Genomic DNA, 11,487 nt, shown 5'->3' with positions numbered 1-11,487 from the left:
ATCGCGACGGGATGTCGGCTCGTGCCTCCTGTCAGCAGACAACAACAGAGGACTTCGTCATGTCCATGAACACGCCAGTCAAACTGATCGCCATCGCTGCCATCACCGGCGCAGTCAGCACTGCCGTTGCCTTCGAGCCCGAAGGCAAGGTGGAGTGTCTGGCACCTGCCGATCCGGGCGGCGGCTGGGACTTCACTTGCCGCAGCGTCGGTACCGTGCTCGAAGAGCTGGACCTGGTGCCGCGCGGTGTGCAGACCGTCAACATGGCCGGTGCCGGTGGTGGCGTGGCCTACGCCCATACCGTGAGCAAGCGCGCCGGTGATGACCAGCTGCTGGTCGCGGCCTCCACCGCCACCACCACACGCCTGGCCCAGGGTCAGTTCCCGGGCATGACCGCCGACATGGTCAACTGGGTCGGCGCCCTGGGGGCCGACTATGGGGTCATCGCCGTCAGCGCCGACAGCGAGTACCAGGACCTCAACGCCATCATGGACGCGATCAAGGAAGACCCGCGTGCGGTGAAGTTCGCCGGTGGCAGCGCCAAGGGCGGCTGGGATCACCTCAAGGTGCTGATCGCGGCTCAGGCCGCCGGCGTCGAGAACCTGCCGAGGATCCCCTACCTGTCCTACAACAACGGCGGCGAGGCCATGACCCAGGTGGTCGGCGGCCACGTGGACGCCTTCACCGGTGACATCACCGAGGCCCAGGGCTTCATGGAGTCCGGTGACCTGCGCGTGGTGGCGGTGCTGTCCGACGAGCGTCTGCCGGGCGAGTTCAGCGAGATTCCCACCGCCAAGGAGCAGGGCATCGACGCCGTGGGTCCGAACTGGCGCGGCTTCTACATGCCGGCGGATATTCCTGAAGACGCCAAGCAGTACTGGGTCGACGCCATGGACACCATCTACGAGAGCCAGGAGTGGAAGGACGTCATGGAAAGCAACGGCCTGATGCCGTTCCACATGAGCGCCGGTGAGTTCGAGACCTTCGTCAAGGAGCAGATCGCCGACATCAACCAGCTCTCCAAAGATATCGGACTGATCCAGCAATGAGCATGTTCAACGACCGCGTATTCGGGGTCTTGATGATCGTCCTGGCCGTCGCGTACGGCTGGGGCGCCACCCAGTTTCCCGAACCCTTTGGCGGGGCCGAGGCGGTAGGCCCCGAAACCTTCCCCTACCTGCTGGCCGTCGTGCTGGGGCTGTCCAGCCTGTACATGGTGGTGCGCCCGGATCCTGACAATGCCTGGCCCTGGAGCCGCACCGGCGTCGAGCTGATCATCGCCCTGGTGGTGCTGGTGCTCTACGCGGCCCTGCTGCAGCCGCTCGGCTTCATCCTGGCGACCCTGCTGGCGGTGGGCACCCTGTGCTGGCGCATGGGCGCGCCGCCGGTCAAGGCCTTCATCGTCGGCGGTATTTCCGGCGTGGTGGTATTTCTGATCTTCAACTTTGCGCTGGACCTGCCCCTGCCCCTGGGTGTGCTGTCCTTCCTGGAGGTGGGCTGATGGAAACCCTTGGCTACCTGATCGATGGCTTCGGGGTGGCGCTCGCCCCGCATAACCTGATGTTTGCGCTGCTGGGCGCCTTTCTCGGCACCCTGATCGGCGCGCTGCCCGGACTCGGCCCGGCCAACGGTGTGGCGATCCTGATCCCGCTGGCCTTTACCCTTGGGCTCAAGCCCGAGACCGCCCTGATCATGCTCACTGCGGTCTACGCTGGCGCCATGTACGGCGGGCGTATCTCGTCGATTCTGTTGAATATTCCCGGTGACGAGCCGGCCATGATGACCTGCCTCGACGGCTATCCCATGGCCCAGAAGGGCAAGGCCGCCGAGGCCCTGGCGATCTCCGCCATAGCTTCCTTCATGGGCAGCCTGATCGCCACCGTGGGCCTGATCCTGCTGGCGCCGATCCTGGCCGATTTCGCCCTGACCTTTGGTCCTGCGGAATACTTCGCGCTGTTCCTGCTGGCCTTCGCGACCCTTGGCGGTATCACCGGCAAGAACCCGATGAAGACCGTGGTGGCCGCCTGCATCGGTCTGATGATCGCGACCATCGGTATCGACAATACCGGGGTGCAGCGCTACACCTTCCAGGTGCTTGAACTTTACGAGGGTGTCGACTTCATCATCGCCATCGTCGGCCTGTTCGCCATCTCGGAGCTTCTGTTCTTTATCGAGGACCGTGCCGGCAAGGGCAAGAAGACCATCAAGGTCAACAAGCTCAAGCTTTCCTGGGCCGACATCAAGGGCATCATGCCCTCGAGCATCCGTGGCGGCATCCTCGGCTTTATCGCCGGCGTCCTGCCGGGTGCCGGTGCTTCGCTGGGCAGTTTTATCGGCTACACCCTCGAGAAGAAGGTGATCGGCAAGAAGGGCTACTTCGGTGAAGGTGACCCGCGCGGCGTGGCAGGCCCCGAGGCCGGCAACAACGGCGCCTCCAGCGGTGCCCTGGTGCCCATGCTGACCCTGGGCGTCCCGGGTAGCGGCACCACCGCGGTGCTGCTGGCGCTGCTGATCTCGCTGAATATCACCCCTGGTCCGCTGATGTTCACCCAGAACGCGGATATCGTGTGGGGTGTGATCGCGGCGCTGCTGATCGGCAACTTCCTGCTGCTGGTGCTCAACATTCCGCTGGTCGGTATCTTCGTCAAGCTGCTGTCGGTGCCGCCGATGTACCTGTTGCCGATCGTCACCATGGTGGCCTTCGTCGGCATCTACTCGATCTCCAACACCACCTTTGATCTGTACTTCATGGTGGCCTTCGGGGTCGGTGGCTACATCCTCAGGAAGCTCGAGATCCCGCTGGTGCCGGTGATCCTGGGTCTGCTGCTTGGCCCGGAGATGGAGAAGAACCTGCGCCACGCCATGGACATCTCCGACGGCGACTGGACGATCCTGTGGGACAGCGGCCTGGCCATTGGCCTGTGGCTGTTCGCCGGTCTCGGCCTGATCCTGCCGTACATCGTCGGCCCGATCCTGAGAAAGCGCATGGAGGTTCAGACCGGCCACACCACACCGGGCGATTGAGCGACCCCGCTCCCGGTGGTTGACGAAGGCCTTCGGGCTCGACTCGACTAACGACCTTGGGCGCCCCGATGGGGCGCCCTTTTTTTGTATGCATCATGACCGAGCGGGCGTATGCGGAGGCATATCAGCCCGCTGGCTGGTGTTGTCGGTCATCGATCCAGCTCCTGGCCAGCCAGCCGCCGGCCTCGGCGATCCGCTCCGGTGTCGAGCCGGCGTAGCCCAGCACCAGCCCAGGCATGGCGTCAGGTGCCAGGTAGTGACCCGATAGCGGTGACAGGGTGACGCCCTCGCGCCGTCCGCGCTCGATCAGGCGTTGCTCCTGTGCCCGTGAGGCGAGCCTTGCCACCAGGTGCATGCCGGCCTGGCCGGCCGACAGTTCAAGTCCTTGCTCTACGGCAGGCGCCAGGGCCTCCCTTAGACAGGCTTGACGCTGTCGATAGCAGTGGCGCATGCGCGCGATGTGGCGAGAGAAGTGTCCCTCGACGATAAAGTCTGCCAGCGCTGACTGGGAGACGTACTGGCCTTCCCGATGCAGTCGCGCGTTGGCGCGGCGAAAGTCGTCCACCAGGGCCTCGGGAAGTACCAGGTAGCCGAGCCTGAGGCCCGGGTAGAGCACCTTGCTGAAGGTGCCGACGTAGAGCACCGGACCGCCCCCGGCCAGCCCCTGCAGGGAGGCCACCGGCGCAGTGGTATAGCGAAATTCGCTGTCGTAGTCGTCCTCGATGATCAGCGCGCCGTGGTGGCGGGCGAAGTCGAGCAGGGCGAGGCGCCGTGCCACCGGCATCGTCACGCCGCAGGGGTACTGATGCGAGGGGGTGACATAGATCAGTCGCGGTGGCGGGCTATCCGGGGCGAGAGCCTCAGGCTGCATGCCCTGTGCGTCCACCGGTACCGGGACGGGCGTTAGCCCGGCCATGTTGAAGCAGGCCTTGGCACCGGCATAGCCGGGATCCTCGACCCAGACGCTGTCACCGGGGTCGGCCAGCAGGCGGGCGATCAGCTCGAAGCCCTGCTGGGCGCCCTGGGTGATCAGGATCTGATGTGGTTGGCAATTGACCGAGCGCGATAGACGCAGGTAGTCACACAGTGCCGTCTTGAGGGCGTGATGCCCGCCGTTGGTGGCGTAGCCGAAGGCGTCGAGACTGGCCTGGTGACGATGGCGCCGTAGCAGGCGCTGCCATGCCTCGCGCGGGAACAGGTCGAGGGCGGGGACGCCCGGGGCGAAGGCATCACGGGAGCCCTCCATCTCGCCGCAGCTATCCAGTAGTTGCAGACCTCGCCGAGAATGCCAGCGGCTCGCCTGGATGGGGGCGCCGGGCAACGGGCTGGGTTCAGGCAGTGCCAAAGACGCCACGAATAGCCCGGACCCCGGGCGCGCCTCGACGAAGCCTTCCGCCACCAGGCGGTCCATGGCGGCAAGCACCGTGTTGCGGCCGATGCCGAGGTCCGCGGCCAGTCGTCGAGACGAGGGCAGGGCGCTGGCGGCGGGCAAGCTACCTTGCTGTATCCACTCGCGCAGGGCCGCGTACAGGCGCTGGGACAGCGAACCCCATGGGGGTTCGGCGGCGGGTGGCGCAAGGCGCATGGCCAGCGCTTCGGTGATCCATTCGGCGTGACGGTGAAGGCTGGGCACTGGTTCCCCTTTTCTGGACAGTATTGGTTCTTATGGTGGGACCACTATTGCGCAAGACTGGGTGTCTGTCATCCCGACGAGCCGGTGCGCCTCTGGCCAGCCGGCGCACACGACCGCCAATGTGATAGGTGACTCATGAACCATGTTCGTCCTGCCTGTATCGCCGATCTACAACCCCTGAGTGAGCTGCTCGATGGCTACCGGGTGTTCTATTCACAGGAAAGCGACATCCAGGCTGCCCGCGACTTTCTCCAGACGCGCTTCGCGCTCGCCGACTCGCGCCTGCTGGTCAGCGACAACGAGGGTGTGCTCGAAGGCTTCGTTCAGCTCTATCCGACGCTATCCACGGTACGGGTGGGACCGCGCTGGACCCTGGCCGACCTGTTCGTGGCGCCCGAGGCGCGTGGCAAGGGGATCGGCCGTGAGCTGATGGAGGCCGCCGCGAACCTGGCGAGGGAGCAGGGTGTCGGGCAGTTGACGCTCAATACGCAGACCCACAACCACACCGCCCAGGCGCTGTATGAGTCACTTAACTGGCAACGCAACGACGCCTTCTACGCCTATACCCTGAACCTGGATGACCCTGCGGGCACATAAACTTCTACTTCTCGCAGTCAACATTGATGGATGCCAACCACTCTGAAGGAGCGCGTGACCCTTGTATCAGCCAAGACACTTCGCCATGACCGACGAAGACGCCATGATGGCGGTGGTCCGAGCCTATCCCTTTGCGACCCTGGTCACCGACGGTGACCAGGGGGTGTGTATCGACCACTTGCCGCTGATGGTCGAGCAGACGTCACAGGGCGCGCTGGTGCTGCGTGGACATATCGCCCGCGCCAACGCCCTCTGGCGGCTGGGTGAGGGTGAGGGTGAGCGAGCAGACGCGGGAGCGATCGAGGCGGTGGCGATCTTTCATGGCCCTGACGCCTACATTTCGCCTGGCTGGTATCCCGACAAGCGCCGCCATGGTCGCGTGGTGCCGACCTGGAACTACCAGGTGGTGCATGCCCATGGCCGGCTCGCCTTCCAGCGTGAAAGCGATTGGCTCACCTCGCACCTGACGTCGCTGGTCGATCGCTTCGAGGCGGGCCGGGAAGCGCCCTGGGCGGTGGACGACGCCCCCGAAGACTACCTGGAGGGGATGCGGCGTGGCATTGTGGGGGTGGAGCTCGAGGTGACGCGCCTGGTGGGCAAACACAAGGCCAGCCAGCACAAGCCGTTGGAAGAACGCGAGGGTATCCGCGAAGGCCTTCGAGAGGATGGGCGTTCGGCTCGTGACGCTGCCGTGCTGTGTGGAGATGATCCAGCGCCAAGGTACGAAGGCGATTGACCCCTTGGACTGGCATTCGAGATCGGGCGACTGGTGGGCAAGCACTTGGCTGACTAGTACAAGCCCGGCAGCACAAGCCCAGGAAGAACGCGAGGGTATCCGCGAAGGCCTTCGAGGGGATGGGCGTTCGGCTCGTGACGCTGCCGTGCTGTGTGGCGATCAGCAGCGATGATTCCACCCGCTGGGGCAACAACGATGGGGCAACAACGATGGAGCAAGGACGCGAGATGAATGACTGCCTGAGGCAGGCAACGCTCGAGGACGCCGAAACGCTGGCCTCCCTGGGGCGCCGGACCTTTTACCAGACCTTTGTCGACTTTTACTCGAAAGCGACCATGGAGCGCTATCTGAGTGATGCCTTTGACCTGGGAAGGGTGCAGCGCGAGTTGGCCTGCCCACAGTCGCGATTCTGGCTGCTGGAAGAGGCCGGCCGCAGCGAGACGGGTGAAGCGGGAAAGGAGCGCGAGGGCGTTGCCAAGGGGCCCGTAGCGGTCGGCTATCTCAAGCTCAACTGGGGGGAGGCCCAGACCGATCTGAGCGAGCACAATGGTCTCGAGATCGAGCGCATCTATCTGCTGGCCGAGGCCCAGGGCCGAGGGCTTGGCAAGATGCTGTACGACAAGGCCATCACCGAGGCGCGAGAACAGGCCAGGGCCTTCGTCTGGCTGGGCGTGTGGGAAAACAATCATCCCGCCATCGCCTTCTATCGCTCCCGGGGCTTTGTCGAGGTAGGCACCCACAGTTTTCAGATGGGCGATGTGGTGGACAGGGATCTGATCATGCGGCGTGATCTCTGACGTAGCCATCGCCATCGCCATCGACCATAAGGTCCCATGGATAGAACATCGCTGCACCACGATACTGCGAGGCCACCATCAATGGACAACAACAAGACGAGGGAATCTCTGTGAGTTATCGAATTGCCACCATCGCTGGTGACGGTATCGGCCCGGAGGTCGCGGGCGCCACGGTGCAAGTACTGCAAGCGCTGCTGGGCAGCGACGTGCTACGTTTCGACTGGCTCGACGGTGGGGCGGGGCACTATGACAAGACCGGCGAGGTGCTGCCCCAGTCGACGCTGGACGCCTGTCGGGCCAGTCACGCCATCCTGCATGGCGCCGCCGGGCTGCCGGGGGTGACCTACGACGACGGGACCGAGGTGGGCAACGACCTGCACCTCAAGCTGCGCTTCGGACTGGACCTTTACGCCAACGTGCGTCCGATCCGCCTGCTGCCCGGGGTCGAGTCGCCGCTGAGACACCATCAGCCCGGTACCATTGACTATGTCATCGTGCGCGAGAACACCGAAGGCCTCTACGCCAGTCGCGGCGCAGGGGTGGTGCTGCGCGACGAGATGGCAAGCGACAGCCTGGTGATTACCCGCAAGGGCACCGAGCGAGTCGCGCGCTTCGCCCTGGAGCTGTCACGGCGACGTCAGGGCGCACCGAAGGACGGCAAGCGGCGGCTTACTGTCTGTGACAAGGCCAACATCCTCAGAAGCTACGCCTTCTTTCGCAAGGTGTGCGACGAGGTAGGCGCCGAGTTCAATGACGTCGAACTCGACTATGCCTACGTCGACGCCATGACGGTGCACCTGGTCAAGCGTCCGGACTTCTATGACGTGATCGTCGCCGAGAATCTGTTCGGTGACATCATTTCGGACCTGGGGGCGGCCACCGTCGGCGGGATGGGGGTGTCGCCGTCTGCGGAACTGGGCGATCGCCACGGTCTGTTCCAGGGGGCCCACGGCAGCGCCCCGGATATCGCCGGGCAGGACGCCGCCAACCCCATTGCCACCCTGTTGTCCGGGGCCATGATGCTCGAATGGCTGGCGGTGGAGCACGCCGACGATCGTCTGTCTGACGCCGCCGGTCGGTTGCGTCAAGCGGTGGACGGCGTACTGTCCGATGGCCGGTATCGGCCCCGGGAATTCGGCGGCAATACCGGCTGCAGCGCCTTTACCGAACAGGTGCTCCGCCAGCTCGACCGTCTGCCAGCGTAATGGTACTAACGCGGCAGATTGAACAGAGTGGGCCAGTGATAGATATGTGGTCCATTCTGGTGCCGGCCGTGGCGGGCTGCACCGGTGCTTGGCGCTGTAGTGGTGCAGAAGCAGGGGGCGGGGGAGCGAAGTGCACCATGCATGGTGCAATGGTGCGCCCCGGTGGCGCGAGATGCTCTCTTGTGGCGCAAGGCGGGGTGGGTAAGCCCCCGTCTTGGCCGACGTAATGTTGGAATTTATAAATGTTTTATATGGCTGGCATGGGACTTGCTTGAAGTGGTGATGGAGGTCGACGTCGCAAGACGTCAGGCCTGAGCGATACAGCGGTTTTACCTGAACCGCCTGGCTCCCTCTCGACGATGGTCCATCACAACGACAAGGCAACCCCTGGAGGTTTCCCATGCCCACCGCTTCGATCTCTTCTACGCAGGTTTGTGCCCACCGTTCCAAAGCGCTTTCTAAAAAGGCGCTGGCCAGCCTGGCCGTGTCCACGCTGTCGCTGGCCATCGCCGCACCGGCGCTGGCCCAGGAGGACCCGATCAAGGTCGGTATCCTGCATTCCCTGTCCGGTACCATGGCGATCAGCGAGTCGACCCTGAAAGACACCATGCTGATGCTGATCGAGCAGCAGAACGAAGCGGGTGGCCTGCTCGGCCGCGAGCTTGAGCCGGTGGTGGTGGACCCGGCCTCCAACTGGCCGCTGTTTGCCGAGAAGGCCCGCGAGCTGCTGGCGCAGGAAGAGGTCGACGTGATCTTCGGCAACTGGACCTCGGTGTCGCGCAAGTCGGTGCTGCCGGTGGTCGAGGAGCTCAATGGTCTGCTGTTCTATCCGGTGCAGTACGAAGGCGAGGAATCCTCCGAAAACGTCTTCTACACCGGCGCTGCGCCCAACCAGCAGGCGATTCCTGCGGTGGACTACCTGATGAACGAGGTCGGTGTTGAGCGCTGGGTGCTGGCCGGTACCGACTATGTCTATCCGCGCACGACCAACAAGATCCTCGAAGCCTACCTGAAGTCCCAGGGCGTGGCCGACGAGGACATCATGGTCAACTACACCCCCTTCGGTCACTCCGACTGGCAGAACATCGTCTCCGAGATCAAGCAGTTCGGTGGTGCCGGCAAGAAGACGGCGGTGGTCTCCACCATCAATGGCGACGCCAACGTGCCTTTCTATCGGGAGCTGGCCAACCAGGGCGTCGAGGCCTCGGATATCCCGGTGGTGGCCTTCTCGGTGGGTGAGCAGGAGCTGTCCGGTCTCGACACTGCGCCGCTGGTCGGCCACCTGGCGGCCTGGAACTACTTCATGAGCGTGGATGAAGACGTCAACTACGACTTCATCGACGCCTGGTACGACTACACCGGCGACGACAACGCCGTCACCAACGACCCCATGGAAGCCCACTATATCGGCTTCAACATGTGGGCCGAGGCGGTGCGCAAGGCGGAGACCACCGATGTCGATGCGGTCAAGGAAGCGATCATCGGCGTCTCGGTGCCCAATCTTACCGGCGGCTACGCCACCATGATGCCCAACCACCACATTACCAAGCCGGTGCTGATCGGCGAGATCCAGGACAATGGCCAGTTCTCGGTGGTGTGGCAGACCCCGTCCACGGTGGCCGGCGACGCCTGGTCCGACTATCTGGAAGGCTCCCGCGATCTGATCAGCGACTGGCGTGCTCCGCTTGAGTGCGGCAACTACAACGTGGTGCAGGGTAGCTGCGGTGGTGGCTCAGACGTCGCCTCCAGCGAATAGAACATAACGACAAGGGGCCGGTGTGCACGGCGCACCGGCCCGGATCACGCCAACCCTGCCCGTGGTGCCGTCGGCACCCGGGTGTCTCAAGGGACCTCACCATGAATCTACTTGCAGGTCGTCACTGGCTGAGCGCGCTGGTGCTGCTTTGCCTCGTCGCCCTGGGGCTGGGCCAGGCTTGGGCTCAGGACGCCGGCGCTTCTAAGGCCGCTTCTTCCGACCAGGGGCCGGCGCTGTTGTCGGCGCTGGCCGAGTCCAGCTTCCGCGACAAGAAAGCGGCCATCGACGCCATCGCCGAGAGCGGTGACGAGCGCGCCCGGCGCTGGCTCGAGAGCTTTGCCGAGGGCAAGCTCGCCCGCGTCAAGGACAGCGGCGCTATCGTCGTGGTACTGGAAAATCGCGGTCGCAACTGGCCCGTGGCCGACGCCCTGACGCTGGAGCCGGCGGGCGAAATATCGCGCCGCGAGCTCGACCGCGTCTCCATCAACAACAGTCTCAGGGGCTATCTGGACAGCACCCTGGCGCTGATCGACCTGCGTGTCGACGACCCTGCCCAGCGGCTGGCGGCGGCGCGGGATCTGCTGGGCGAGGTCGAGGCTGACGCCGTCGAGTCGCTGAGCGAGCTGGCCGCCGCCGAGAGCGACCCCGAGGTGGCCGCGACCCTGGAGCAGGCCATCGCCATCGCACGGGTCGAACAGGGGGACGTGGCGGCGGTCGAGGCGCTGTCCGGTAGCCTCAATGGCCAGGCCAGGGCCGCGCTGATGCAGGCCAGCCGCAGCGACGATGTAGCGCTGGCGGAAGCTGCCCAGGCGGCGCTGGCCGAAAGCGAGCAGGCGCTCAAGCTCAACCGCGCCGCCGAGACGCTCTACTTCGGCCTGTCGCTGGGCTCGGTGCTGGTACTGGCGGCGATCGGCCTGGCTATCACCTTCGGCGTCATGGGGGTGATCAACATGGCCCACGGCGAGCTGATTATGCTGGGGGCCTACACCACCTGGGCGATGCAGCAGCTGTTGCCGGGTCAGCCGGGGCTTGCGCTGCTGCTGGCGATTCCGGCGGGCTTTCTGGTGGCGGCGCTGGTGGGCGTGGCCATCGAGCGAGGCGTCATCCAGTTCCTCAAGGGGCGTCCGCTGGAAACCCTGCTGGCGACCTTCGGCGTCAGCCTGATCCTGCAGCAGCTGGTGCGCACCCTGATCTCACCGCTCAACCGTACCGTGGTGACGCCCGAGTGGATGAGCGGCTCGCTGGTGATCAACGAGGCGCTGTCGCTGACCCTCAATCGCCTCTATGTGCTGGGCTTCGCCATCCTGGTGTTTGCCGCCCTGATGCTGGTGATGCGCCGCACCCGGCTGGGGCTGGAGGTACGCGCGGTGACGCAGAATCGTGCCATGGCACGCTCCATGGGCATTCGCGCGACCCGCGTCGACATCCTGACCTTCGCGCTGGGGTCGGGGGTGGCTGGCCTTGCGGGGGTGGCGCTGTCACAGCTCACCAACGTCGGTCCCAACCTCGGCCAGAACTACATCATCGACTCCTTCATGGTGGTGGTGTTCGGCGGGGTCGGCAATCTGTGGGGCACCCTGGTGGCGGGGCTCTCGCTGGGGGTGATCAATCAGGTGCTGGAGCCCTGGGCCGGGGCGGTACTGGCCAAGATCCTGGTGCTGGTGTTCATCATTCTGTTCATTCAAAAGCGCCCGAGGGGACTCTTTCCCCAGAAGGGCCGCGCGGCGGAGGGCTGAGCG

10 protein-coding genes are annotated in these 11,487 nt (G+C 64.7%); 9 read left to right on the top strand and 1 reads right to left on the bottom strand.

Translation table 11 applies throughout. From position 1 onward, the window contains the following. Positions 1-59 precede the first annotated feature (59 nt). The 3 genes from NKF27_RS11860 to NKF27_RS11850 are packed head-to-tail and all read left to right on the top strand — an operon-like array spanning position 60 to position 3,024. Positions 60-1,049 carry a tripartite tricarboxylate transporter substrate binding protein gene (locus NKF27_RS11860; RefSeq protein ID WP_253551809.1) on the top strand — a complete coding sequence of 330 codons (990 nt, stop codon included), beginning with the start codon at positions 60-62 and terminating at the stop codon, positions 1,047-1,049. Beyond that, positions 1,046-1,501 (top strand): tripartite tricarboxylate transporter TctB family protein, encoded by a 456-nt coding sequence (locus tag NKF27_RS11855; RefSeq protein WP_045994006.1) that lies wholly within the window; start codon positions 1,046-1,048, stop codon positions 1,499-1,501. Before NKF27_RS11860 ends, NKF27_RS11855 begins: the two co-directional genes overlap by 4 nt. Then, positions 1,501-3,024, top strand: coding sequence for a tripartite tricarboxylate transporter permease (locus NKF27_RS11850; RefSeq protein WP_045994005.1), 1,524 nt, complete (start codon positions 1,501-1,503; stop codon positions 3,022-3,024). The genes NKF27_RS11855 and NKF27_RS11850 overlap by 1 nt, the downstream gene beginning before the upstream one ends. Before the next feature lie 124 nt (positions 3,025-3,148). Here NKF27_RS11850 and NKF27_RS11845 read toward each other — a convergent pair whose 3' ends face one another. Continuing rightward, entirely contained in the window at positions 3,149-4,609 is a 1,461-nt protein-coding gene (locus tag NKF27_RS11845) for a PLP-dependent aminotransferase family protein (RefSeq protein ID WP_253556466.1), read from the bottom strand. A 183-nt stretch (positions 4,610-4,792) separates the two neighbouring features. Here NKF27_RS11845 and NKF27_RS11840 point away from each other — a divergent pair, with 183 nt between their 5' ends. From NKF27_RS11840 to urtB, 6 genes are all read left to right on the top strand, one after another. Then, the gene (locus NKF27_RS11840; protein WP_253551803.1) at positions 4,793-5,254 is read left to right on the top strand and encodes a GNAT family N-acetyltransferase; all 462 of its coding nucleotides are present in this window, start codon (positions 4,793-4,795) and stop codon (positions 5,252-5,254) included. A gap of 61 nt (positions 5,255-5,315) precedes the next feature. Further along, positions 5,316-5,990: an FMN-binding negative transcriptional regulator gene (locus NKF27_RS11835; protein WP_301271156.1), complete on the top strand. Its 675-nt coding sequence runs from the start codon at positions 5,316-5,318 to the stop codon at positions 5,988-5,990. Positions 5,991-6,217: 227 nt separating this feature from the next. Next, complete coding sequence (locus tag NKF27_RS11830) at positions 6,218-6,787, top strand: N-acetyltransferase (protein WP_253551800.1); 570 nt, start codon at positions 6,218-6,220, stop codon at positions 6,785-6,787. Between the two features lie 110 nt (positions 6,788-6,897). Then, a complete protein-coding gene (locus NKF27_RS11825) occupies positions 6,898-7,992 on the top strand; it encodes an isocitrate/isopropylmalate dehydrogenase family protein (RefSeq protein ID WP_253551799.1) in 1,095 nt (364 codons plus the stop codon). A gap of 400 nt (positions 7,993-8,392) precedes the next feature. Then, positions 8,393-9,748 carry an urea ABC transporter substrate-binding protein gene (urtA, locus tag NKF27_RS11820; RefSeq protein WP_083970372.1) on the top strand — a complete coding sequence of 452 codons (1,356 nt, stop codon included), beginning with the start codon at positions 8,393-8,395 and terminating at the stop codon, positions 9,746-9,748. 101 nt (positions 9,749-9,849) lie between these two features. Next, complete coding sequence (gene urtB / locus NKF27_RS11815) at positions 9,850-11,484, top strand: urea ABC transporter permease subunit UrtB (protein ID WP_253551798.1); 1,635 nt, start codon at positions 9,850-9,852, stop codon at positions 11,482-11,484. Positions 11,485-11,487: the final 3 nt, after the last annotated feature.

It is taken from the genome of Halomonas sp. DN3, assembly GCF_024137905.1.
In the GTDB taxonomy this organism is placed as follows: Bacteria; Pseudomonadota; Gammaproteobacteria; order Pseudomonadales; family Halomonadaceae; genus Halomonas; species Halomonas litopenaei.
Note: the sequence above shows the minus strand (reverse complement) of the source record. Positions and strands in the feature narration are given on the sequence as shown.